A 24,257-nucleotide genomic window follows, 5' to 3' on the forward strand; every position below is an offset into this window, starting at 1 on the left:
ATTATGCGAATAAGCAGTCGCGGATTTTCTCAAGTCCACGCTGCATTTCGTCTTTTGGGGCCACCATTGCGACCCGGATGTATTCTTTGCCAGGGTTTCCCTGATCAGTGTCTTTGCTGAGATACGCGCCCGGTAAAACGCGCACTCCCGTCTCTTTCCAAAGCTTCAGCGCGGCCTCTTCGCCGTCGTCAACGGGAAGCCATAGGAAAAACCCGGCTTCCGGCCCTTGATAGCCCTGAACATTACTGAAAACCTCGTCAGCAATGCGGTATTTCTCTTGATAAAGTGCGCGATTTTCATCGGCGTGATGATCATCAGCCCAAGCTTTTTCCGCCACCCTCTGCAACGGCAGGGGTAGCGGCGCACCTGAATAGGCACGCAATTGCTTGATCCGTTTGATGCTCTCGGGTCCGCCTGCAACAAAGCCAGATCGTAGCCCCGGCAGATTAGAACGCTTGGATAGGGAATGAAACACAACAACGCGTTCTGGGTCAGCGCCCATGTCCTGCGCAACCTTTAACGCGCCAACTGGAGCCGCATCGCGGTAGATTTCAGAATAACATTCGTCAGCAAAAATTTGAAAATCATGCTTTTCGCCCAGCGCGATCAAATCACGCCAAAACGCGTCCGTCGCCACAGCGCCTTGCGGATTTGAAGGCGAACACATGTAAGCAATCGACGTTCTATCCAACACTTCCGTCGGCAAGGTTGTGAAATCAGGCAGATGACCAGACGCCGCCGTCGCATTTACGAAATGTGCCTCTGCTCCCACCGAAATAGCAGCAATCATGTAAACTTGGTAAAATGGGTTCGGCGTCAGAACAATCGGCGTCTCGCCATTTTTTGTTTCAGGACAGAGCGCCATAGCCGCGTTATACAATCCCTCTCGCGTTCCGTTTAACGCCATCACTTGATGCGCTGGATCGACCTCTGCGCCAAAGCGACGTTTCAGCCAATCAGCAATCGCGCCTTGTAGCTCGGGTGTTCCATCATTCGGGGGATATTTGTTAAAACCGGCAGCATTTTCAGAAATTATGCCTGAAACCCAGTCGGGAAAGGCATGTTTCGGCTCTCCGATCGTCATATGCACGACCTCATCACCCGCCGCGAGGCCGGGTTCATGATGGTCCAATAGCGCACGCAAACGCGGAAACGCATAGGCCGGAAGGTTCGAAAACCGCTCGGGAAACATATTCAATTGCCTCAATTTCGGGATCGTTTTCGCCCCGTTAAGGCTAAAGTAACCTGAGCGCGCACCTCGCGTCCAATGAAAACCGCAAGTTACGGCCAAACTTGTGGCATTTAGGCCAACGCGGCCTCTGACGCCGCGCCAATTCTCAAGAGCCGCTCTTCTTCAAAGGGCCGTGCCACCAGCATTATTCCACAGCTCGGCAATCCTGTAGGAAGCGTTAAGGCACAAGCCCCCATAAGGTTGCCAATTCTCGTGTTACGCAGCGCTTTCAGATTTCGTTCAACATAAAGGGCCTCATCAGCCTCAAGATCAGCGATCTTAGGCGGCAAAATTGCGCAAGTTGGCATAAGCACCGCATCAAACCCTGCAATTCGCGCGTTCCAAACTTCGCGGAGCTCGTGAAGTTTTTCCCAAGCCGCAACATAGTCAGGCGCAGAAAAATCAGCGCCTGCACGGAAACGGCCAAGCACCTGTGCGAACATCACATCCGGGTTTGCATCAATCACATCGCGCCATTGCCCATAGGCTTCGCCCGGAAAAAGAGGTCCAGCAAAAGAAATCGCCTCTACAATCTCAGGCGCTTCGATCATCGTGATCTCGGCTCCTGCTGCACGCAAACGTTGCACGGCGCTTTCAAAGGCGGCGCGCGGTTGGTCTTCGAGATCATCTAAGGCGAGCGTATTGAGCACCGCAAAATGGCATCCCTCAAGCGTTGCGCCGCTTAGGTCAGCAGGTTTTGTGCCCTCTAGCGCTGCAAGCGCCTGCGCCGCATCTTCGACGGTGCGCGCCAATGGGCCAACAGTGTCAAAACTTTTCACCAGTGGCACAACGCCCTTTAGCGAAACGCGTCCAGACGTCGTTTTCAAACCCACAAGATCATTCCAAACAGCAGGCAAGCGCACCGACCCCCCCGTGTCTGACCCGATCGCTAAAGGCGCAATGTTGTGGGCAATTGAGGCCGCAGCACCTGATGATGATCCACCTGACACCGCGTCTGGATCATGTACGCACGGCGATGTTTCAGTAATTGGGTTATAGCCAAGACCTGAAAAGGCCAGTTCGCTCATATGGGTTTTGCCGATGCACACGGTTCCCATCGCGCTTGCTACTTTCAAGACCTCTGCATCCTGTGTCGGAACGCGATCCTTTAACAAAGCACTGCCCGCTTCTGTGGCAATCCCAGCTGTATCAAACAAGTCTTTCCAACTGACAGGAACACCGTCCAAAGGCGACAATCTTTGACCGGTCTTCGCCCGCATTGCAGCGGCTTTTGCCTCGCTTAAGGCGCGCTCAGGAGTTAGCCTTGCATAGATGCGTTTGCTCATGGGATGCGCACGCGCTGCGTCCAGATAGGTCTGCGCTAAGGCCACTGGGTCAATTTCCCCCGTTTCAATCCCACGTCCCAGCGCTGAAGCGCTCATTGTTAGCCACTCTTGCATCACATCTCTCCTGTTTGACTGAACGGTAGCGGCAGAGTTGCGCATGGACAATCCTATGCGAGCGCCCATATTGCAGAGTATGACTTTTGATTGCGATCTCATCATCATCGGCGGTGGCTTGAACGGCCCTGCTCTCGCCCTCGCAGCAGCGCAAGGCGGACTTACCAGCACTGTCATCGACGCGCTTCCTGTCGCGAACAGGAAAGCCAGTGAATTTGATGGCCGCTCTTATGCGCTGGCGCTTTCTTCGCAGCGATTGCTATCTGCAATTGGGCTATGGGACGATCTACAAGAGAACGCGCAGGCGATGCTTGAAATCAAAGTCTCCGACGGTCGCGCGGGCGAAGGTCCATCGCCGTTTTTCATCCATTTTGATCACGCAGAGATCGAAGAAGGTCCGATGGGTTACATGGTGGAAGATCGCTATCTTCGCCGTGCCTTACTGAATGCGTTGGACAACGAACCCGCCATTACAGTGCGCAATGAAGAAACGGTTGTTGCGCAAGAAACCAGCGCGCTTGGTGCCTCCGTGACGCTCGCGTCGGGAGAGATCTTGCGCGGGCGTCTGCTTGTTGGATCGGACGGACGCAAGAGCGGCACAGCAGAACGCGCCAAGATCAAACGCACAGGCTGGGGGTATGGGCAAACCGCTTTGGTCTGCGCAATTGAGCATGAAAAGCCACACGGCGGGATCGCTCATCAGTTCTTTATGCCGTCTGGCCCATTGGCAATCTTGCCACTCATCGGCAATCGCTCTTCTATTGTTTGGAGCGAAACGGATGAAAATGCAGCGCGCATCAACGCACTAACTGAAAACGATTATCTGGAAGCGTTGCGCCCAGCATTTGGCGATTTTCTTGGCCAGATCAAACTTTCTGGCGCGCGTTTCACCTACCCTTTGAACCTGACGATTGCAGATCGTTTCATTGATGAACGTCTCGCGTTAATTGGCGATGCTGCGCACGGGATGCACCCAATCGCAGGCCAAGGCTTAAATGCCGGGCTGCGCGATGTCGCGGCGTTGGCTGAGGTTATGATCCTCGCCCAGCGCCGTGGAGAAGACATTGCATCTCCGCTTGTGCTGGAGCGCTATCAGCAATGGCGCCGCTTTGACACAACGACGCTTGCTATGGCGACGGACACGTTCAACAGGCTGTTCTCAAACGACAACCCAATCTTACGGTTGGGTCGCGATCTAGGAATGGGGTTGGTTAACTCGATCCCGAGTCTTCGACGTAACTTTATCCGCGAAGCCGCTGGCCTCACTGGTGACTTACCCAAGTTGATGACGGGTCGCGCGCTTTAATCGAGCTTTCGCGCTTCATCTAGCAACATCACAGGAATGCCATTGCGGATAGGGAAGGCCAAACCAGCCTTCTTTGAGACCAATTCTTGCGCAGCTGCATCATATTCAAGCCGCCCATGCGTATGCGGGCAGATCAGCGATTCTAGCATACGAGGGTCAAATCCCGGGGCATTGTTTTCAACGTTCATTGCATCATTTCCTCTGCATCTCCACCGCGCATCGAATACTCGATCAAAGTAACAAGCGTTTCTCGGCGCGTGGATAAGCTTGGTGCCTCTAGCAAGGCTTGTTTGTCTTCTGGCTTAAAGTCGAGCATCATAGACAACGAATTAACCAAAAGCTCATCGTCTGCCTTTTTCAACGTTTCCCAATCTGCATCCAGATCTCGCGACGCGAAATACTTGGTCAGAAGCGTTAAAAAACGATCTCGGTCAAACGCGGTGTCTTTGTCCGGAACGCTTCTGTCTTGCTCAAATCCATCCCAATTCACCTCAATTCGGCGATAAGGTGTAAAGCCATCGACTTCTCCAACAAGGCGGAATCGAGATATGCCCGACAAAGTGCACATATACCGTCCGTCTTCCATTTCGGCGAACTGAGTAATGCGCCCGGCGCATCCAATTGAATGCAAACCCTTTTCATCCGCTGTTCGCCCAGGGTTTGGCTGGATCATAGCGATCAGACGCCCTTGTGTTTTAAGCGCGTCGTCAAACATCGCGAGATAGCGTGGCTCGAAAATCTGCAAGGGCAATCGAGAGCGCGGCAAAAGCAACGCACCCGATAAAGGAAAAGCAGGAAGCAGATCAGGAAGGTCGCCAATATTTACCAACTGTCGATCTCCCCTTCTGGTTTGCCTTAAACAAAAATCATTGAGCTTAGCTTGCGGCGTCCGTTCAAAACGATGGGATCTTCGGCTTTGAGCGCATCAAAAATCGTAAACAACTGCGCTTTTGCTGCGCCATCGTTCCACTCGCGATCACGGCGGAAAATCTCAAGAAGCGCATCAACGGCCTCTTGCGTTTGTCCATTGGCATTGAGCGCAGTCGCCAAATCAAAGCGCGCTTGCAAATCATCAGGATTGGCCTCAACGGCCGCGCTCATCTCTGCCAATGGTCCAGCTTCGGCTGCTTGGCGCGCTAATGCGAGCTGCGCAAAGGCGGCTTCAATCAAAGCGTCAGAAGAAATCTCAGCCGGAACACCGTTCAAGATCGCTTCGGCCTGATCCATGTCCTCAAGCGCCAGATACGCGCGTGCAAGACCTGCATAGGCAGCAACACATTGATCATCTTCTTCTAGAATTGCTGCAAATGTTTGCGCGGCATCATCTGCAGCACCTTCGTCGAGCATCGCGTTGGCGGCGTCTAGCGCATCGTCCAATCCGCCAGACGCATCACCGCCGCCTGCTTCGATCACTTTGGCAACAAACGCCTTGATTTCAGACGGGGGAACCGCGCCCTGAAAACCGTCAACAGGCTGCCCTTTGTAGAATGCAAAAACCGTCGGGATCGATTGCACCTGCATTTGGCCAGCAATCATCTGGTTTTCGTCAACGTTGATCTTAACCATTTTGACCGCACCTTTTGCAGCGATCACTTCGGCTTCTAGCGCAGGGCCAAGGGTTTTGCAGGGACCGCACCAAGGTGCCCAAAAATCAACGATAACAGGTACTTCATTAGACGCTTCGACTACGTCTTGCATGAAGTTGCTCTCATTCACGTCTTTTATCAGATCGCCCGAATCCGCCGGTGCACTGCCGCCTAGTTCAATCATTGTCTTGCGCCTTATTTATCTCACGTGTTGCCCACTAGATGGCCCATCACCCCCGCTTTCGCAAGGGCAGGATATCATAGATCAAACGTCGCAAAAACAGGCGCATGATCTGACGGCTTTTCCCAGCCGCGCGCATCACGTAGCACGCGCGAAGAATGTCCCGATTGACGGATATCACCCGTCGCCCAAACATGATCAAGACGACGGCCTTTATCAGCCCCGTCCCAATCTTTGGCGCGGTAAGACCACCAGCTATATAGACGTCCTTCAGGAATATCTGCGCGGGTTACATCGTGCCAATCACCTGCTTCCATCACATCATTGAAATGTTCGACTTCAATTGGCGTGTGGCTAACGATTTTAAGCAGTTTCTTGTGGTCCCAAACATCATCTTCGCGTGGTGCAATGTTCAAATCCCCAACGAGGATGGATTTCTGAGGTTTATCGCCCTTGAACCAATCGCGCATCTCAGTGAGGTAGTCGAGTTTCTGACCGAACTTCTCGTTGATCTCGCGATCAGGTTTGTCACCGCCCGCAGGAACATAGAAATTATGGATCGTCACGCCGTTCTCAAGCTGACCCGCTATATGACGCGCATGACCAAGCGCGGCAAAATCTTCTGAACCCGTCTCTTTGATCGGGAGCTTGGAGAGGATCGCAACACCGTTATATCCCTTTTGACCGCGCGCAATCATGTGAGTGTAGCCAAGCGCTTCAAACGCTTCGCGGGGGATCAATTCAACCGGTGATTTGCACTCTTGCAAGCACAGCACGTCTGGCCCTTCTTCTTGCAACAATTTGCAGACGATTGGCTCGCGCAGACGCACAGAGTTGATGTTCCAAGTGGCAAGAGTGAAGGGCATGGCGCGTCCTTTGATTTGAGGTCGCGCCAACCTATCCTAGATGCCGTTCGGTGCAAGCAGCACTTTGCCTGTGCGTTCCCCTGCCCACGTATATCGCGCAGCTTCGCTCATCTCTTCCAGCGTGAATACGCGATCAATCGGCGCATGAAGCGTGCCCATGGCAACCGCCTTGGTCAGCGCGCCGTAGACTGACATGCGCTCTTCTTTGCTTGCACGCTCAAACCAGTTGACCAGCCAGAAACCCCGCACACGAATGTCACGGAAAATCATCGCGCCTGCTTGCATAGACGCCGCTTCATTGGACATCGCTCCGTAATTCACCAGCGTGCTACCGATATCCAGACTCTCGCCCAAGCGACCGAAGGTTTCACCAGCAACAGCATCAAGCGCGAGCTTGATCTTTGCCCCATTGGTTGCTTGCTTCACGCGTTTTACAAGATCGGGGCCATCTACCAGCACCGCATCAGCACCCAAATCGAGCAAGCCTTGAACCGCGCCTTCTCGGCGCACGACGCAAACCGTTTTGACGCCCATCGCCTTGGCCAGTTGCACGACGTAATTGCCAACCGCCGAATTCGCGGCGCTCTGAATGACCCAGTCGCCCGCCTCAAGCGTTACAAAATCCGTCAGCAGCAGTTGCGCAGTTGCAGGGTTCACCATCATCATGGACAGCTGGTCTACATCGCCTTCTGGCATCGGAATGAAGGCACCTGCTGATGCAACAACCTCTTGCCGCCAGATCCCCGCGCCAGCGGGCAATAGAACCAACTGTCCAACGGAGAGCCCACGTGCATCGCCGCCGACTTCTGTGATGCGCCCGATGCCCTCGTTGCCAGCTACCGCAGGAAGAGGGGGACGAACCCCATAATTTCCTGAGATTTGGATCAAGTCCGACGGATTTATTGGCGAGCGCAAAACCTCAGCTCGCGCCTGCCCGTCCTGCAAGTCCTCGCGCGCGACCTCTTCCAATCGCAGCACCTGCGTTGGATCACCGAATTCGGAATATACGATCTGTTTCACTGTCTCGGACATTTTTGCGCTCCCTATGTGTCTTTCGCAAGATGGCGCGCAACGTGGCTCAAGTTAACCCCATCCGCCGCAACGTCATGCGACCTCCTGGCGATAAACCCCGTGGGGATTGCTGCATGCAGCGCTCAATCGTAAGCGACAATCTCATATTCAATGTCATTCTCGTCATAGAAATAGAACCGCTCACCCGGTTCGTATTTCTGGTGCGAATGCGGCTCATAACCCTCGGCGCGCACCGCCTGCTTAGTCGCGCTTAGATCATCCACGACGATCCCGACGTGATTAAGCTGGCCGCGCTGCATGTAATTTGGCCTGCTTCCCGCGGCGGAATCCTTAGGTTGATAGAGCGCGAGGTAATCATTTTCCGTACCCACGTGTATCGTTTGCCCTGCGCCGTTCATCGCGGATCCCTCCCAACGAATGCCCCAACCGAAAACGCGCCCAAACCATGATGCTGTCCTTTTAGCATCCTCAACTGTGATATTTGCGTGCTCCAAACGTGCCATACATTCTCTCCTTGAATCTCGATGCTGCGTTTGTAATTTCTAAAGTTAACTTTAGATCAAGAAGAAAATCACATGCGCACTCAACATTCTGAACTCACCATTGGTCAGGTCGCCAAGAGAACGGGCCTCGCGGTATCCGCAATCCGCTATTACGAGAGCGAAGGCTTGATTTCTGCCAATCGCAACAGAGGCGGCCATCGCCGCTTTGCGCGCGCTCAAATCCGCCGGGTTTCCTTTGTCTTGATTGCCCAGAAATTTGGCCTAACCTTGCCACAGATCAAGAGTGTCCTAGCCGAGCTGCCTGATAAGCGGACCCCAACTGCACACGATTGGGCGCGCATTTCCAGGAACTTACGCGACCTTCTCGACAAACAGATCGCTGATCTGCAGCGCATGCGAAATAGCCTTGATGGATGTATCGGTTGCGGGTGTTTGTCGCTTGAGACTTGCGCCCTTTACAACGCTGATGACAAAATGTCAGCGCGCGGCACGGGTCCGGTGATTTCCCTCCAAGGCAGCGATTGAACAAAAAAAGACCCGGGACAAGCCCGGGTCAGTCCAACAGGGAGGTGCATATCATGACCCGGATATGCGCGGGAACTCTTGGAACTTACTTAAACATGAATTCGCTATAAAGCTTTGACTTGGGTCAAAGATTTTTGCGCATTCACGCTGATTTAACGTTCACGCAACCAATCTATAGCCACCAGATTCGGTCACAAGAAGGCGCGCATTGGACGGATCTGGTTCAATTTTTTGACGAAGGCGGTAGATATGTGTCTCAAGCGTGTGGGTCGTTACGCCAGCATTGTAACCCCAAACTTCGTGCAAAAGCACATCACGTGGCACAACACCCTCGGTTGAACGATATAGAAACTTGAGAATATTCGTCTCTTTTTCGGTTAAGCGAATTTTACGATCTTCTTCAGTGATCAGCATCTTCATTGCCGGCTTGAACGTATACGGACCTAGGCTGAAAACCGCGTCTTCTGACTGTTCATGTTGGCGCAGCTGCGCACGAATACGAGCCAACAGAACAGGGAATTTGAAAGGTTTAGAAACGTAATCATTCGCGCCAGCGTCTAGGCCTAGAATTGTATCAGCATCGCTATCATGGCCTGTAAGCATGAGAATAGGGCTTTTAACGCCTTGTTTTCGCATGAGACGGCATAACTCGCGCCCATCTGTGTCAGGAAGACCGACATCCAAAATCACCAGATCATATAGCTGCTCTTTAACGCGCTCCATCGCCTGAGCACCACAATCTGCCTCGAAAACCTCAAAGTCTTCGGTCATAACAAGCTGTTCGGACAAAGCTTCGCGCAGATCATCGTCATCATCGACGAGCAGGATATTCTTTAGCTGGGGCATCGGTATCTCCGGTCTGTTGTTGTAATACAGATGATACTGTTGGACCCTTTGGACAAGTTTTGTGGCAAGTCCCTCACGTCCATGTGTTATTCCCCCTTGATATGTTTCATATTCCCCCTCAATCAATGTAATTCAGTTACAAAGTGTTTCAGAAAGCGACCGCACATCACATGAGTTTTCTTCCAACTTTGTCCGAACAAATTGCGCGCGCGCGCAGTGATCTGCGAATGGGGGTGCCAATTGTCATCCTTGGCACAGAAACAGATGTGCTTGTTCAAGCGTGTGAAACCTTAACCTCGGATCGCGTCGCTGCTGCACGCAACTTATCTGGAACAAGTGTCGTCGCCATCACAGCGCGACGCGCTGAGACGCTAAAGGCACGTGCTTATGATGGCGATATCGCGCGAATTCTGGTGCCGAAAGAGGCTGACCTCAAATGGATCGTTTCGCTTGCAGATCCGTCAGGTGATCTGGAAAATCCGTTGAAAGGTCCTTTTCACACCGCGCGCGAGGGCAGCGCCGACGCGCACAGGGTTGCGCTTCAACTCACCAAAGATGCGCAACTTTTGCCTTCTACCCTAATAACCGAGCTAGAAAATGGCTCCGAATTTGCGAAGGAGCACCTGCTCACCTCAATTCGTGCAGACCTTGCGAAACCGCTTTTGGGGGATGCGGCATTGTACGACAACGTTGTTCATGCTCGCTTGCCGATTGAAGCTGCGAAAGCCGGTCGATTGCATATTTTCCGGCCAGATGATGGCGGTGAAGAGCACTATGCGATCGTAATCGGCAACCCCGATCGCAATGAACCAGTGCTTACACGACTCCACTCCGCGTGTTTCACAGGCGATGTACTGGGGTCTCTAAAATGCGACTGTGGCCCTCAACTGCACGGTGCTCTGACACAAATGGGTCAAGCTGGTACGGGCATTTTGCTCTATCTGAACCAAGAAGGGCGCGGTATTGGTCTCGCGAACAAAATGCGTGCTTATTCGCTACAAGATCAGGGATTTGATACAGTTGAAGCCAATCACCGTCTCGGTTTCGAAGATGATGAGCGGGATTTTCGCATCGGCTCGGAACTTCTCAAGAGCCTCGGGATTTCCAAAGTTCGCCTTTTGACAAACAATCCTGCCAAAATTGATATGATGCAGAAAAATGGAATTTCGGTAAGCGAGCGCGTTCCTTTAAAGGTTGGGCAAAATCCTCTGAACCGAGCATACTTGCAAACCAAGGCGCGCAAATCGGGCCATATGCTGTGACTCCTAATGATCTGGTTTTGACCCCCCTCGGCATTCGTTTCCAAGGACTGCGTTTTCCTTGTACGATTGGCAAAACGGGCATTTCAACAAACAAAAAAGAGGGCGACGGTGCAACGCCGCTTGGCACCCATCGCATTGTTGGCATGTTTTATCGCGCGGATCGGATGTCACGCCCCACTGCCTGGGCCAAGCCAATTGGCCCCCGTGATCTTTGGTCAGATGATGCGAACGATAGCCAATATAATAGGCATGTCCGCGCGCCCTATCCGCATAGCCACGAAGCCTTGCGCCGCGCCGATCCCTTGTATGATCTGATCATTTTAACCGATTGGAACTGGCCGAATGCAATTGCAGGAAAGGGATCTGCCATCTTTATTCATCAATGGCGCCGCCGTGGTTATCCAACAGAAGGATGCATCGCATTTCGTCGTGACCACCTGCGCAAGATTGCCAGACAGATCACAAAATCCTCGCGCTTGATTGTGCGCTTGTAAGACTTACTCTTCGGTCGTCCTTTCACCGAAGATCGCTGATCCAACACGCACATGCGTCGCGCCCAGCGCAATCGCCCGTTCAAAATCACTACTCATGCCCATTGATAAACCGTCAAGTCCGTTGCGCTTTGCAATCTTAGCCAAAAGCGCAAAATGAAGTGACGCCTCTTCATCTGCTGGTGGAATGCACATCAGCCCTTTGATCGGAAGGTCTAGAGCACGGCATTCAGCGATGAAACTGTCCGCGTCTTGCGGTGCAACACCTGCTTTTTGCTCTTCCTCGCCGGTATTCACTTGCACGAATAGATCAGGGCAGTGACCCAGCTCCTGCGCCAAACGCGCGATGGTCTGGGCGAGCTTTGGACGGTCAACCGTATGAATAGCATCAAAAAGCTGCATCGCTTGGCGTGCTTTATTGGTTTGCAAAGGTCCAATCAGGTGAACTGATACATCGGTAAAGTCTTTGCGAAAATCAGGCCACTTGGCAGCCGCCTCTTGCACGCGGTTCTCACCAAACACGCAATGACCTTCTTCAAGGACCGCCCGCACACGTGCATTGGGTTGGACTTTGGACACAGCAATAAGCTGAGCACTGCCCGCCGAACGATGGGCATTTTGTTCTGCTTTTGAGATTTTTTCTTGGATATTTTGTAGCGACATGCACTGACCTCTGACGTTCACGGTAGAGTTAATATGCATCTTCGCAAAAGAAAAGGACGGGTCCGAAAACCCGTCCTTCTTTTAGATCGCTTAACTTCTGAGATTAGAAGTTGAAGTGAAGACCTAGGTCAGCAACTGTTGTGGAGTTCTTACCCAATGTTGCGATAGAAGCGATACCACCTTCGATGGATGCGCCACCGCCGAGATCGTGGGATACGCCAAGGCCGTAGCCTTCGCCAACACCGTTGTTCTCGCTGTTTACGTAGCCGTAAACGCGTGTTGCTGCGCCTACGTCAAAGCCAGCATTGATCTGGTACTTTGTTACGGTTGTCGCTGCGCCGGAACCAACCTGAGCAACCTGGAAGCCAACATCCGCGATGCCAACGTTGCCGCCAACAGTCAAGATTGTCATGTCGTGTGCATTGTTGTTAGAGTCTTGGTAACCCAGAGCAACTGTCCAACCGGAGAACGTGTAAGACGCGCTGATTGCTGAACGCTCAACTTTAGCTGCACCAGCACCGTTGCTGGAGTAAGATGCTGTCACACCGAAGTCGCCAGCAGCGTAAGCCAATGTTACACCGTTTGGAGCTGTGCCTGCACCCGCGCTGGAGTAGTTGTCAAAGGTGAAAATGCCGTGCGTAACTGTGTTCGCTGCTACGCTGTTCCAGCCAAGACCTTGCAGACCAAGACCCGCACTCTTCGTGCCAAGTGGGTAGTTGCCAGGCATCGCGTCGATCGCGCCAACAATGTTACCAACAGTAACGGTCAAACCGCCTGCGCCAACACGGAATACTGGAGCGTTTGTTGACATTACGCCGCCGTTATCAGCTTGAAAACGTACACGTGCGGAGAAAGACAGACCGTTGTCTGATTCTGCGGACGCGTCTACTTGCAAACGGAAACGGCTTACAGCTGCTGTAGTGCCTTTAGCTGCGCCAGCTGGATCTGTGTACTGTGCACCAAAGCGACCGTAGCCGCCAAATGAAACGTCAGCAGCTGCAACGCCGGCTGTGGCGATCAGTGCTGTTGTTGCGAAAAGAACTTTTTTCATCGTTTTTCCCTCGGGGTTTCTATTCTCGTGCCTAGCCCGGGGAATCCGTACTAGGTCTGAAGGCTGTTTCGCTCTTTTAGGGGGTTCATTGCAAGGCTCCCAAAACAAGGCGCGATAAAGGCTGGCAAAATGGTGCAGCTTTGCCACAGTGCTGCCACACTGAAGGATACGCAAACTCATGCCTATATATAGCGAAAACTCTTGCCCCGACTGAATCCCTTGGGTAGGACAAAGAAAACAGGGGTCCGGGCGGATAATTATGGGCAATTTGATCTCAGCGAAACCAATCTTGGGCGTGACAGCGGCATTGTTGCTATCTGCATGTAGCGGCGGCTTTGGCGGAGGAGGCTCCAACAGCGCAGGCAATTTGCCAGCAGGCCACCCCGATTCGATAGCCCAGAAAGGATCAACCATCTGGGATCTTTTCAAACCATCTGATGTTGGCACCAACGTTAAGGTGAACAAATACATCTGGAACGCATCCCTCGAAGTCCTCAACTTCTTGCCTGTCGAGTCGGTCGATCCATTTTCGGGCGTAATCACAACGGGCTATGGGCGACCTCCTGGTGGTGGACGCGCATACCGTGCAACTATTCTGGTAAATGACCCTGCACTTGAAGCACGCTCTTTAAATGTCGCGCTTCATTCTCGCAGCGGCCCCGTTAGCGTTGCAACATCGCGGGCAGTAGAAGACGCCATTCTAGCGCGTGCGCGTCAATTGCGCATTGCAGATGGCCGCTTCTAACTGATCTTCGCCAGATCGCTTACCCATTCTAACTGCTTAGGCAGACAATGGGTTTTAAGGTCATAGGTCTTAAGAACAAACTCACGCGCTGCTTTTCCTAGTCGCGCGCGTGTTTCATCGTCCTCCAAAAGCGCACATGCCTTTTTGACCAACTCATCGCCATCAAAGAAATCCGTCAACCAACCCGTTTCATCATGGCGGATTGCTTCTAGGACTGGCGCTGTATCTGAAGCCAAGATCGCAGCTTCCGCGCTCATCGCCTCAAGCAAAGACCAACTTAGAACAAACGGGTAAGTCAGATAGATATGCAGGCGCGACACCTGCATCATCGCGAGGAACACATCGTAAGGGACGCGGCCCATGAAATGAACGCGCGCCCAATCTTCATCGGAAATCTGGTCGCGCACCTCATCGATATAGATTTGTTTCCATGTTTTGCCGTCAGGTGCTCGTGCGCCGTAGCTCACCTCGTCACCGCCAAGCAATACGACCTGAGCGTTCGGGCGCGCTTTTAAAAGCTTGGGCAGCGCTCGCATAAACACATGATAGCCTCGATACGGCTCAAGGTTACGATTGATAAACGTGATGACTTCATCATCTCTCGTCAGGCTGAGTTTATCCGATACTTTTAGAACTGCATCCGCTTTTGGCTTAACGATCTCAGTATCAATCCCATCGTGAATCACACTGATCTTATCTCGAAATGGCTGGGGGAAGGTATCGGCCTGAAAGACTGTCGGGCTTATTCCGGCATCGCCTACATCAAAGTGCAGCGCATTGTTCAGATTACGCAATCGCAGACGTAGTGCATTGCCGCGCAAATCTTTGGTTTCAAACTCTGGATCAAAATTGACGGTCTCGCCTTCATCCAAATGATAAAGCTCACAATAGAGCCCCATCTTCGCATTCGGCCAAACATCCTTTAGGAACATCGGTTCGCCCCAACCGTGATGGGCAAGGATCACGTCAGGCTCTAACCCTTTTTCCTTCAAAACCAATGCGTGGCGATAGCAGGCCTCAGCGCGAATAACCTTCGTTTCCAAGTCAGACAGCCACGGATGCACATCCTTGGAGGAAGATCGGCTGATCTTATACGGGAGCAAGGTCACACCTTTCCAATTCGTGACCTTCTCAACTTTGGGCGTCAGCGAAAAAACCTGATGACCTTGCTGCACCAAGGCAGGGGCCAAATGTTTATACTGCCCGGGAAAATTTTGGTGGATAATGAGAATGCGCATTAGAAAAGCCTGTTTATGTGTTTTGGCGACTATAGAAACACCATTGTGGCGCGCCAATGGCGAATTGTTGCGCCTCTTGGCTCTGGACGCTTAAACGCCCTTCGCATATCATCGCTGCAACAGTATTTTAAGGCGCGGACGCGCGCAAAAGGACATGCCCATGCAACGCTATGACGCCACCTCCATCGAAGCGAAATGGCAAGAGGCGTGGAACAACGCCGAAACTTTCAAAGCCGAGCGCGATGAGAGCAAGCCAAAATACTACGTTTTGGAGATGTTCCCTTACCCTTCTGGTCGTATCCACATGGGCCATGTGCGCAACTACACCATGGGCGACGTGATCGCGCGTTATAAGATGAGCACGGGCCACAATGTTCTGCACCCCATGGGTTGGGACGCCTTTGGTATGCCTGCGGAAAACGCCGCAATGGCGATTGGTGGCCACCCCAAGGATTGGACCTACAACAACATCGCGGACATGCGCGAGCAGATGAAGCCGCTCGGTCTGTCTATCGATTGGTCGCGCGAATTCGCGACCTGCGATGTGGATTATTACGGTCAGCAACAGGCGCTGTTCCTCGATTTCCTCGACGAAGGATTGGTTTATCGCAAGAACGCTGTGGTGAACTGGGATCCGATCGACATGACGGTTCTAGCGAACGAGCAGGTCGAAAACGGTCGCGGCTGGCGCTCTGGCGCTTTGGTTGAGCGTCGCGAGCTGACGCAATGGTTCTTTAAGATTTCAGATCATTCTGAGGAATTGTTGTCCGCGTTGGACGGCCTCGACGACTGGCCTGCCAAAGTGAAACTGATGCAGGAGAACTGGATCGGTAAGTCACGCGGCTTGCAGTTTGCGTTCTCAACGATTGATGGGCCTGACGGACATGACCGTATCGAGGTTTACACAACGCGCCCCGATACGCTGAACGGCGCAAGCTTTGTAGGCATTTCGCCCGATCACCCATTAGCCAAGCAGCTTGAAAAAGACAACGCCGAGATGCTGGCGTTTAACGAGGACTGCCGCAAGGGTGGCACGACAGCAGAAGAAATCGAAACCGCTGAGAAAAAGGGCTTCGACACGGGTCTGCGCGTGCGTCACCCGTTTGATACCGCTTGGGAACTGCCCGTCTATATCGCGAATTTCATCATGATGGACTATGGCACAGGCGCGATCTTTGGTTGCCCTGCCCATGATGAGCGCGACTTTGAATTTGCGACCAAATACGGACTACCGATCACATCGACCTACCTGCCGTCTGAGGACGCCGACCCAAAGCTGACCGAGGCCTATGTGCCTGCGAAAACCGAAAAGGTTTTCTACAACGGCGGTTTTGCGGGCGAGCAATGGCAGACAGGCAATGAGGCTATCAATACCGCCATCGCCTTCTGTGAAGAAAATGGCATCGGCCAAGGCGTCACCAAATATCGCCTGCGCGATTGGGGGCTGTCGCGTCAACGTTATTGGGGTTGCCCGATTCCTGTTGTGCATTGCTCTGACTGCGGTGTGGTTCCGGAAAAGAAAGAGAACCTGCCGATTGAGCTGCCTTATGACGTCAGCTTTGACACGCCCGGCAATCCGCTGGATCGTCACCCGACGTGGCGCAATTGTTCTTGCCCGAACTGCGGCAGCCCTGCGCAACGCGAGACGGATACGATGGACACTTTCGTTGACAGCTCTTGGTATTTCGCGCGCTTTACATCGCCAAATGCAAAGACGCCCGTTAACATGGATGACGCAGAATACTGGATGAACGTCGATCAATATATCGGCGGTATCGAGCACGCGATTCTGCACTTGCTTTACTCCCGCTTTTTCGCGCGCGCGATGAAGATCACCGGAAACCTGCCAGCAAAAGCGATTGAGCCATTCAATGCGCTCTTCACGCAAGGCATGGTGACCCACGCGATTTACAAGCGCGACGGCGACAATGGGCGCCCAGTTTATTACTACCCCGAACAAGTTGATCTGAAAGATGGCAAAGCCTTCCTGAAGGAAGACGGCAGCGAGTTGGACATCGTGCCTTCCGCGAAAATGTCGAAATCGAAGAACAACGTGGTTGATCCGCTGAACATCATTTCAGCATTTGGCGCGGATACTGCGCGTTGGTTTGTTCTATCCGATTCCCCGCCTGAGCGTGACGTTGAATGGACCGCGTCTGGCGCGGAAGCCTCGTTTAAGCACTTGGGCCGTGTCTGGTCGATCTGTGACAAGATCGGGCAAATGGACAAAGACGCCAAAGGCAACGGCGACGAAGACTTGCTGCGCGAAATGCACAAAACCATTCGCGACGTGACCAACGGCGTTGAAAGCTTTGGTTTTAACGCAGCGATTGCCAAGCTTTATGGCTTCACAAGCACGCTCGCAAAATCCAAAGCGAGCTATGCGGCACAACGCGAAGCGATCATGACACTCGCCCAGCTTATGGCCCCAATGACGCCGCACCTTGCCGAAGATATCTGGGCGCATCAGGGCGGCGAAGGCTTGATCATCAACGCGCCTTGGCCTGTTGCGGATGAGGCGATGCTGGTTGAAAGCAACGTCACCCTTCCGATTCAAATCAACGGCAAACGTCGCGGCGAAATCACTGTTCCCAAGGATATGCCAAAGGAAGAGGTTGAAAAAATCGCGCTAAGCGATGAGGCTGTAATGAGATCACTCGACGGCGCTACGCCTAAGAAGGTGATCGTTGTGCCAGGGCGGATTGTGAATGTCGTTGTCTAATCGAAGACACTTTCTATTGGCTGGCGGTGCCCTGATGGCTGGTGCGTGCGGGTTTACCCCTGTCTATGCTCCAAATGGTGCCGCCTCCAAGCTTGAGGGGCGTGTTCATATCACCGCGCCGAAGACGAAAAATAAGTATCTCGTCACACGCCGTCTAGAAACGCGCTTGGGGCGTTCTGATCCTGCTCCGATGACCCTTTCCTTTTCTGTTTCCGAAGGCGCAACCAGTCTTGGAACCACGGCAACGGGGTCTACGACCCGCAAGCATCGCACTGGCACCTTGAACTACACGCTGAAGAACGCCGAAACGGGTAGCACCATCGACAAAGGCAAGGTTACTAATTTCACGGGGTATTCGTTGACCAGCAACACGGCCGCGACTCTTGCCTCCGAGAGAGCTGCGTCCGAGCGTTTAATGGTGATACTTGCTGATCAGCTCATCGACAGACTTCACCTTATTGATCCCGCTCTTTTGCCATGAAGCTGTCCGCGCGCGAAGCCTCTGGCTATTTCGCCAAACCTGACGCGGGCAAAACGGGCCTTCTTATCTTTGGGCCGGATGCCATGCGCATCGCGCTTAAGCGCCAACAGGTGATCGCCGCTTTGATTGGACCTAACGGCGAAGAAGAAATGCGTCTGTCTCGCTTGCCAGCTGCCGATCTTCGCAAGGACCCTGCCGCGCTGATCGACGCAATGACCGCACAAAGCTTTTTCCCCGGCCCGCGTGTCGCCTTTGTTGAGGATGCCACCGATGCAATGGCCAAAACCATCGCGCCAGCTTTGGAAGATTGGCGCGCAGGCGATGCCCAGATTATCGTCACGGCGGGCCAACTCACCGCACGTTCCGCACTGCGCAAATTGTTCGAGGGCCATTCAAACGCCTTTGCAGTTGGTATTTATGACGATCCCCCTTCTCGTGCAGAAATAGAAGCAGAGCTTGCACGTGCTGGCATTACCGCGCCAGATCGCGATGTTATGGATGATCTGACTGCATTGTCTAAAGACCTCGATCCCGGTGATTTTCGGCAGACTCTGGAAAAACTCGCCCTCTATAAACTGGGCGACACTACGCCACTAAGCAGCGAAGACATCGCGAATTGCGCGCCAACGTCGACGGAAGCGGGCCTTGATGATGTTATTAATATCGTTGCGGAAGCCCGCTCGGGCGAAATCGGTCCCATCATGCGCAAGCTTCAAGCGCAAGGCGTTCAGCCTGTCGCACTTTGCATCGCCACGCTGCGCCATTTCAAAACGCTATACGCGGCAGCGAGCGATCCGGGGGGTGCCGCGCAAGGCATAGGCAAATTGCGCCCACCTGTCTTTGGTCCGCGCCGCGATAGAATGCTGAGGCAAGCGCAGGGATGGGGTATCTACAATCTTGAAGCGGCACTAAGCTTGCTGGTGGATACAGATCTCAAGCTTCGCAGTGCTGGGCAACACGCGCCAGCTATGGCGCTTGTAGAACGTTGCCTTATCCGCCTTGCTATGATGGCACGCAAATAGAGTTGAGAGGACTGCCCTATGTATGAAGTGTTTGGAACCTTAAGCACGCGCGCTTTTCGCGTCATCTGGGCGCTCGAAGAATTGGGCGAGCCCTACGAACTCATCCAAACAAAGCCACAAGACCCCGAGCTAAAGGCGTTTTACCCAGCAGGCAAAGTTCCCGCGATGAAAGTAGACGGGAACATTATCACCGACTCGGTCGCGATCATGACGTATCTCGCGGATTCCCATGGCAAATTGATTGCTCCTGCGGGAACGATCGAGCGCGCGAAACAGGACGCAATCACCCATGCGATAAACGATGAAATCGACGCGGTGTTGTGGGCCGGTGCGCGTCACAGCTTTGTTTTGCCAGCAGATCAGCGCGTTCCCGAAGTCAAACTTTCGCTCAAATGGGAATTCAATCGCAACGTAAACCGCCTAGCTGATCGCATCACGACGCCGTTTGTAGCAGGTGAGTCCTTTTCGATCACCGACATCCTGTTAACCCAATGCTTGAACTGGGCCATTAGTGCAAAATTTGATTATGACAATGAGAAGATGAAGGACTACGCCAAACGCATGCGCGCGCGCGAAGCCTTCAAGCGCGTTCGGGCGCTGGCGTAAGTCCGAGATAGCGCGCGGCACCTCGCCCAGCGGTGCGACCACTCGCAAAGCACGCGGTTAAGAGGTAACCGCCTGTCGGGGCTTCCCAGTCCAGCATTTCACCCGCGCAGAAAACGCCCTGTTTTGCGCGCAGCATCAGGTTTTCATCAAACGCTTCCCGCTTTATGCCGCCAGACGTTGAAATGGCATCATCCATCGGACCAAGTCCGGACAGACCAACGCGCAGTTGTTTAACTGTTTTCGCAAGTTCTGCTGGATCATTCGGCAAAGGGCGCGCCCATTCGTTGATAAGCGCCATTTCGTATTTTTTTATCTTTAAAACACGCCGCATATGATTGGAGAGCGACGCCTTGCCTCGCTCTTTTTGCAGCGCGGTTGCAATTTGCTGCACGCTCAGATCGGGGCGAAGGTCTATGAAAAGTGGGTGTCCTTCGCGCACACCTCTTGAAATCGAATACACCCCGCCGCCTTCCAAGCCTATCTTGGAAATGATCGCTTCACCGCGACTTTTGTAAGGTCCGCTGGTAAAGGCGACCGACTTTATCGGTGTGCCAAAGTGGGGAGCCATAAACGCGCTCCACGCTATCGAAATGCTTGAGTTCGAGGGTCCGAACGGAGCTAATTCGATACCTTCGCTTTTGAAAGTTTGCGCCCAAGCTCCGTCCGATCCTAAGCGTGACCAACTGCTGCCACCTAGGGCAAAAACGACTGCCTCTGCTTCAAGGGTCATTTTGCCTTCAGGTGTCTCAAAGGTCATGCCTTCGTTAGCCCATCCAAGCCAACGCCATTTGGTTCGAAACTCAACGCCTTGAGAGGTCAGTTTTTCTATCCAAGCGCGTAGCATCGGGGATGCTTTCATCGCCTTCGGGAACACGCGGCCAGATGAGCCGGTAAAAACGCTTTGCCCCAATTGTTCAGTAAAACGCATCACTTCGGACGAGCCGAAGTCCGCCACCATTGGATTTAGCCAGTTCTTTGCATCTGTGTATGCTGTCACGAAATCGCTTATTGGCTCGTCTTTCGTCAGATTTAAGCCTGACTTACCCGCCATCAAAAACTTGCGTCCTATCGATGCTTTTGCCTCAAGCACGATAACCTGAGCGCCTGCACGAGAAAGCTCATCCGCGGCCATAAGGCCTGCGGGTCCACCCCCAATGACAAGTGCTAGACTCATTTAGCCCGCGTGCGAATTTCGCCTTTCAGCTCAACAACACGCTGAGGATATGGAATTTCTATGTTGTTTTCTTTCAACGCATTCCAGATCAAGAACAACACATCGGATGTGAATTTGTGCCTTCCATCGTCTATGCCATTGACCCAAAATTCGACCGAAAAATCGACGCCGCTGTCCCCAAATCCACGCAGTTCACAATCTGCAGGAAAGGGCTCGCTCAAGACTTCTGGGTGTTTGGAAACCGCAGCTTCCACAATCGCAGGTACAAGATTGATGTCCGTATCGTAGCTGACAGAAAAGGGCGCCTCATACCGATTAGCCGATCCGCTATCTGAATAGTTCACAACGCGGGTTGTTATGAAATCCTCGTTAGGAACAACAATCCAGCGCCCATCAAAAGTTTCAAGAATTGCGGCACGCGCAGTCATCTTAACGATTGTACCAGCTTCACCGCCATCAAGCTCCACGTAATCGCCAACGGTCGCTTGCCCTTCCAGCAACAGAATCACGCCAGAAATAAAGTTCGATGCGATCTTCTGAAGTCCGAATCCAAGTCCTACACCAATGGCACCTCCAAGAACCGCAAGCGATGTCAGGGAAATGCCCATGATGTTCATAAGAACCAGGAAAGCAGCGCCAAAGATTGCGATTTCAGCAGTTTTTGACGCTAGTTCGCGCGTGGCAGGGCGCATCTCTTCTTGCTTTGAGATGAAGCTGCTGGACTGATCATTGGACCAACGGCCGAACCAAAAGATGATACCGCCAACAACAGCAAACCTGATCGCAAAAAGGAGAGAAAACGATAAGTTGCCCAAGGGAACGACAATAGCATCCAGTCGTTCCGTCGCGATCTCAAGCAATCCAATCGCATATAGTGCAGCGACAGGAATGAGAATGAATTTTCCTAAGATCTTTAGGAAGCCATCTTTGATGATTTGCTCAACGAGAATACGAGCGGCAAGGAATAGGAAAACACGCTTACCAAATGCGATGACCGCTCCGCTTCCGAAGATTGAGCGCGTCAATCCTTCGCCAGCGCCTGTGAAAGCATACGCAAGAAGCGGCAGCAACAACGGTAAGAAAATGAGAACAAAGCGGCGCGCGGTCGCAAAAACGTTCTCTTGCTCAGTTGGCGGCGTCAAAACCCGTGATAATACAGGTTTCAGCTTACGCGAAATATAGAGCGCCAAAAGGTAGGCAACGATCAACAAGGCAAATTGAGACCAAGCAGCAGGGCTTAGCAACCATCCCTTTGCCAATTCCCAACCTTGCAGCGCAAATTCCGCCACTTGTTGCACTATTTCAGGTTGTCCACTCAGGTCCATGCGTGCGCTCACTTTTTAGATTAGTTCGCTTTTGCCCTATGAAACGTGGTTTGACTAGGGGTTGGCGATTGCCAGTACAATCTTACAAGCTGCGCGCGATCTCTAATACAGTTTCGAATGCAACATGGACATCCTGTTCTGTGCAATCAAATTGCCCGATCTGGAAACGAATGACCTTTTTCCCATCGACAAAAGTTTGGGTGAGATAGATGCGGCCATCATCATTCAAACGATCAACGAGCCTTTGATTAAGATCATCCAAGTCGCCTTCTCCTAAAAACCGGAAGGTAAAAAGGGAAAAGATTGGATTAGTAACAATCTCAAAATCGTCTTCTTTAGCAATGCGCGCAGCCAGCGCCTCGGCCCAAGCAACATGGTTGCGCATGCGGTTACGCAATCCATCAATCCCATAGGCGCGCATGAGGAACCACAATTTGAGCGCCCGAAAGCGACGACCAAGCGGGACGGACCACTCGGAATAGTCCGTTACTTCAGCCTGGCCATGTGTTTTCAAATACTCTGGCCTGATCGCAAGTGTTTGGCGGAGGGCATCAGGGTCACGCAAAAATTGTACCGAACAATCAAACTGCGCCCCGAGCCACTTGTGCGGGTTAAACACAATGCTATCGCAGCGCTCTACGCCCGCCCAAAGTTCCCGAAATTCAGGGCAGAACATGGCAGAGCCAGCCCATGCCGCGTCAAGGTGAGTAAACAGCCCCTCGTTAGCTGCTACTTCCGTAACCGCCGAGATATCATCACAGGCACCCATGCCGGTCGCACCAGTGACCGCTATTATGCCAGCGGGAAGGTATCCGTCGGCGCGATCCTTAGCGATCGCATTTTGTAGTGCCTTAATATCAATTGATTTTTTATCACCAGTTGTTGGCAACTTAACAAGGTTATCCTGTCCAATACCCGCGATCCAAATAGCGCGATCTATCGACGTGTGCACTTGATCAGAACAATAAATCCGGAGCGTCTTTTGGCTACTTAATCCAGATTTGTTCCCATCCCAGTTCAAGGCACGCTCTCGCATAGTAAGAACCGCGGCCAGTGTCGCAGACGATGCACTGTCTTGTATTACGCCCGTAAACGCATCAGGCAAACCAAGCCCATCGCGTATCCATTCCATCATACGAGTTTCAAGCTCAGTTGCGGATGGCGATGTTTGCCAAAGCATACATTGCGCTGAAATTGCGCTCACAATTTGCTCAGCGAGAATAGAAGGAGGCGCGGCATTCGACGGGAAATAGGCGAAAAAGCGAGGGTGCTGCCAATGGGTGATCCCTGGCATAATGATGCGTTCAAAATCATCAATGATGTTTTGCATCGGCTCTGCGGAATCAGGTGCGGTTTCCGGCAGCAAGCTTAGCGTATCACCCGGAGAAACCTGCGCGCGGACTGGTTTATCCCTTAGTGTACGGTGATAGTCAGCTGCCCAGGTCGCCATTTTTTGCGACCATTCTTCGAATTCATTCCATTGCATTTTGGGCAACACTCTCAATTAACTTGCTTTGTTAAGTAAAGCAGAGTGATTGGCGTATTACAAACGAAATCGCAGTGAGCAACCGCGCGCGATGCGGGTTTGTGTGCTTAGCTGAACTGGATTTGTGTAGATATTACGATCGATATAGAGAATGGATTATTTGGATTGGCGGTGACCTACTCTCCCACGTCTTAAGACGCAGTACCATTGGCGCGGTGGCACTTAACTTCCGGGTTCGGGATGGGACCGGGTGTTTTGCTCACGCTATGACCACCAAACCAAATAATCCAGAACAAGCTGTTTTGTCAGCTTGTAAAATTAGCGTTGTCCAAGTCGTTTTCGACTTATGGTTTTGTGTATGCTTCTGTTTGTCTCAGTTACAGTCTGTGCTGTTACTGGATCAAATCAAGCCTATCGGACGATTAGTACTGGTCAACTGAGTGTATTACTACACTTACATCTCCAGCCTATTGACGAGGTGGTCTACCTCGGTCCTCAGGGATACCTTGTTTTGA

General features: G+C 52.5%; 24 protein-coding genes and 2 rRNA genes (1 of these 26 cut by a window edge). 9 read left to right on the plus strand and 17 right to left on the minus strand.

Translation table 11 applies throughout. The features are described from left to right. Position 1: 1 nt before the first annotated feature. Entirely contained in the window at positions 2-1,192 is a 1,191-nt protein-coding gene (locus tag ACRBCU_RS06575; RefSeq protein WP_431364606.1) for an aminotransferase class I/II-fold pyridoxal phosphate-dependent enzyme, read from the minus strand. A 110-nt stretch (positions 1,193-1,302) separates the two neighbouring features. Next, on the minus strand, positions 1,303-2,631 hold the full coding sequence (locus ACRBCU_RS06580) for an amidase (protein WP_431364607.1): 1,329 nt from the start codon (positions 2,629-2,631) through the stop codon (positions 1,303-1,305). A gap of 43 nt (positions 2,632-2,674) precedes the next feature. Between ACRBCU_RS06580 and ACRBCU_RS06585 the strand changes: the two genes are divergently transcribed. Next, positions 2,675-3,937, plus strand: coding sequence for a UbiH/UbiF/VisC/COQ6 family ubiquinone biosynthesis hydroxylase (locus tag ACRBCU_RS06585; protein ID WP_431364582.1), 1,263 nt, complete (start codon positions 2,675-2,677; stop codon positions 3,935-3,937). On the opposite strand, the gene ACRBCU_RS06590 is transcribed toward ACRBCU_RS06585, so the two are convergent. The 6 genes from ACRBCU_RS06590 to ACRBCU_RS06615 form a co-directional block, all read right to left on the minus strand. Further along, positions 3,934-4,125, minus strand: a complete 192-nt coding sequence (locus ACRBCU_RS06590; protein ID WP_431364583.1) for a Trm112 family protein — start codon at positions 4,123-4,125, stop codon at positions 3,934-3,936. The genes ACRBCU_RS06585 and ACRBCU_RS06590 overlap by 4 nt on opposite strands. Beyond that, on the minus strand, positions 4,122-4,766 hold the full coding sequence (locus ACRBCU_RS06595; protein ID WP_431364584.1) for an LON peptidase substrate-binding domain-containing protein: 645 nt from the start codon (positions 4,764-4,766) through the stop codon (positions 4,122-4,124). The genes ACRBCU_RS06590 and ACRBCU_RS06595 overlap by 4 nt, the downstream gene beginning before the upstream one ends. Before the next feature lie 26 nt (positions 4,767-4,792). Next, a complete protein-coding gene (trxA, locus tag ACRBCU_RS06600; protein WP_431364585.1) occupies positions 4,793-5,707 on the minus strand; it encodes a thioredoxin in 915 nt (304 codons plus the stop codon). Between the two features lie 74 nt (positions 5,708-5,781). Further along, the gene (locus tag ACRBCU_RS06605; protein WP_431364586.1) at positions 5,782-6,570 is read right to left on the minus strand and encodes an exodeoxyribonuclease III; all 789 of its coding nucleotides are present in this window, start codon (positions 6,568-6,570) and stop codon (positions 5,782-5,784) included. Between the two features lie 36 nt (positions 6,571-6,606). Then, positions 6,607-7,602 (minus strand): zinc-dependent alcohol dehydrogenase family protein, encoded by a 996-nt coding sequence (locus ACRBCU_RS06610; RefSeq protein WP_431364587.1) that lies wholly within the window; start codon positions 7,600-7,602, stop codon positions 6,607-6,609. 122 nt (positions 7,603-7,724) lie between these two features. Beyond that, on the minus strand, positions 7,725-8,105 hold the full coding sequence (locus ACRBCU_RS06615) for a VOC family protein (protein ID WP_431364588.1): 381 nt from the start codon (positions 8,103-8,105) through the stop codon (positions 7,725-7,727). Positions 8,106-8,177: 72 nt separating this feature from the next. On the opposite strand from ACRBCU_RS06615, the gene soxR reads away from it, so the two are divergent. Further along, the gene (soxR, locus tag ACRBCU_RS06620) at positions 8,178-8,630 is read left to right on the plus strand and encodes a redox-sensitive transcriptional activator SoxR (protein WP_431364589.1); all 453 of its coding nucleotides are present in this window, start codon (positions 8,178-8,180) and stop codon (positions 8,628-8,630) included. Positions 8,631-8,789: 159 nt separating this feature from the next. Here soxR and ACRBCU_RS06625 read toward each other — a convergent pair whose 3' ends face one another. After that, positions 8,790-9,476 carry a response regulator transcription factor gene (locus ACRBCU_RS06625; RefSeq protein WP_431364590.1) on the minus strand — a complete coding sequence of 229 codons (687 nt, stop codon included), beginning with the start codon at positions 9,474-9,476 and terminating at the stop codon, positions 8,790-8,792. 170 nt (positions 9,477-9,646) lie between these two features. On the opposite strand from ACRBCU_RS06625, the gene ribA reads away from it, so the two are divergent. Together ribA and ACRBCU_RS06635 are read left to right on the plus strand one after the other, a co-directional pair. After that, on the plus strand, positions 9,647-10,738 hold the full coding sequence (ribA, locus tag ACRBCU_RS06630; RefSeq protein WP_431364591.1) for a GTP cyclohydrolase II: 1,092 nt from the start codon (positions 9,647-9,649) through the stop codon (positions 10,736-10,738). After that, on the plus strand, positions 10,735-11,232 hold the full coding sequence (locus ACRBCU_RS06635) for a L,D-transpeptidase family protein (RefSeq protein WP_431364592.1): 498 nt from the start codon (positions 10,735-10,737) through the stop codon (positions 11,230-11,232). Before ribA ends, ACRBCU_RS06635 begins: the two co-directional genes overlap by 4 nt. A gap of 3 nt (positions 11,233-11,235) precedes the next feature. Here ACRBCU_RS06635 and ACRBCU_RS06640 read toward each other — a convergent pair whose 3' ends face one another. Continuing rightward, positions 11,236-11,892: a YggS family pyridoxal phosphate-dependent enzyme gene (locus ACRBCU_RS06640; RefSeq protein WP_431364593.1), complete on the minus strand. Its 657-nt coding sequence runs from the start codon at positions 11,890-11,892 to the stop codon at positions 11,236-11,238. Positions 11,893-11,995: 103 nt separating this feature from the next. Then, a complete protein-coding gene (locus tag ACRBCU_RS06645; protein WP_431364594.1) occupies positions 11,996-12,943 on the minus strand; it encodes a porin in 948 nt (315 codons plus the stop codon). Positions 12,944-13,202: 259 nt separating this feature from the next. Between ACRBCU_RS06645 and ACRBCU_RS06650 the strand changes: the two genes are divergently transcribed. Further along, complete coding sequence (locus ACRBCU_RS06650) at positions 13,203-13,688, plus strand: DUF3576 domain-containing protein (RefSeq protein WP_431364595.1); 486 nt, start codon at positions 13,203-13,205, stop codon at positions 13,686-13,688. Here ACRBCU_RS06650 and ACRBCU_RS06655 read toward each other — a convergent pair. Then, entirely contained in the window at positions 13,685-14,926 is a 1,242-nt protein-coding gene (locus ACRBCU_RS06655; RefSeq protein WP_431364596.1) for a glycosyltransferase, read from the minus strand. The two genes, ACRBCU_RS06650 and ACRBCU_RS06655, sit on opposite strands and share 4 nt — an antisense overlap. A 160-nt stretch (positions 14,927-15,086) precedes the next feature. On the opposite strand from ACRBCU_RS06655, the gene leuS reads away from it, so the two are divergent. Genes leuS through ACRBCU_RS06675 form a run of 4 tightly spaced genes read left to right on the plus strand, consistent with a single transcriptional unit; the run spans position 15,087 to position 19,757 of the window. Next, complete coding sequence (leuS, locus tag ACRBCU_RS06660) at positions 15,087-17,648, plus strand: leucine--tRNA ligase (protein ID WP_431364597.1); 2,562 nt, start codon at positions 15,087-15,089, stop codon at positions 17,646-17,648. Next, on the plus strand, positions 17,635-18,129 hold the full coding sequence (gene lptE, locus ACRBCU_RS06665) for an LPS assembly lipoprotein LptE (protein ID WP_431364598.1): 495 nt from the start codon (positions 17,635-17,637) through the stop codon (positions 18,127-18,129). Before leuS ends, lptE begins: the two co-directional genes overlap by 14 nt. Next, positions 18,126-19,151, plus strand: a complete 1,026-nt coding sequence (gene holA / locus ACRBCU_RS06670; protein WP_431364599.1) for a DNA polymerase III subunit delta — start codon at positions 18,126-18,128, stop codon at positions 19,149-19,151. The genes lptE and holA overlap by 4 nt, the downstream gene beginning before the upstream one ends. An 18-nt stretch (positions 19,152-19,169) precedes the next feature. Next, the gene (locus ACRBCU_RS06675) at positions 19,170-19,757 is read left to right on the plus strand and encodes a glutathione S-transferase family protein (protein ID WP_431364600.1); all 588 of its coding nucleotides are present in this window, start codon (positions 19,170-19,172) and stop codon (positions 19,755-19,757) included. Here the strand turns inward: ACRBCU_RS06675 and ACRBCU_RS06680 are convergent. The 5 genes from ACRBCU_RS06680 to ACRBCU_RS06700 all read right to left on the minus strand — a co-directional run. Further along, positions 19,732-20,931, minus strand: coding sequence for a TIGR03862 family flavoprotein (locus ACRBCU_RS06680; RefSeq protein ID WP_431364601.1), 1,200 nt, complete (start codon positions 20,929-20,931; stop codon positions 19,732-19,734). The genes ACRBCU_RS06675 and ACRBCU_RS06680 overlap by 26 nt on opposite strands. After that, positions 20,928-22,256: a mechanosensitive ion channel family protein gene (locus ACRBCU_RS06685; protein ID WP_431364602.1), complete on the minus strand. Its 1,329-nt coding sequence runs from the start codon at positions 22,254-22,256 to the stop codon at positions 20,928-20,930. The genes ACRBCU_RS06680 and ACRBCU_RS06685 overlap by 4 nt, the downstream gene beginning before the upstream one ends. A gap of 82 nt (positions 22,257-22,338) precedes the next feature. Next, a complete protein-coding gene (locus ACRBCU_RS06690; protein WP_431364603.1) occupies positions 22,339-23,742 on the minus strand; it encodes a pyridoxal phosphate-dependent decarboxylase family protein in 1,404 nt (467 codons plus the stop codon). Positions 23,743-23,905: 163 nt separating this feature from the next. Further along, positions 23,906-24,020: ribosomal RNA gene (gene rrf, locus ACRBCU_RS06695) — 5S ribosomal RNA — on the minus strand. Between the two features lie 123 nt (positions 24,021-24,143). After that, positions 24,144-24,257: ribosomal RNA gene (locus tag ACRBCU_RS06700) — 23S ribosomal RNA — on the minus strand; its annotated part runs 300 nt beyond the window's last position; the annotation flags it as partial.

Source organism: Planktotalea sp. (genome assembly GCF_050633725.1).
Classification (GTDB): domain Bacteria; phylum Pseudomonadota; class Alphaproteobacteria; order Rhodobacterales; family Rhodobacteraceae; genus Planktotalea.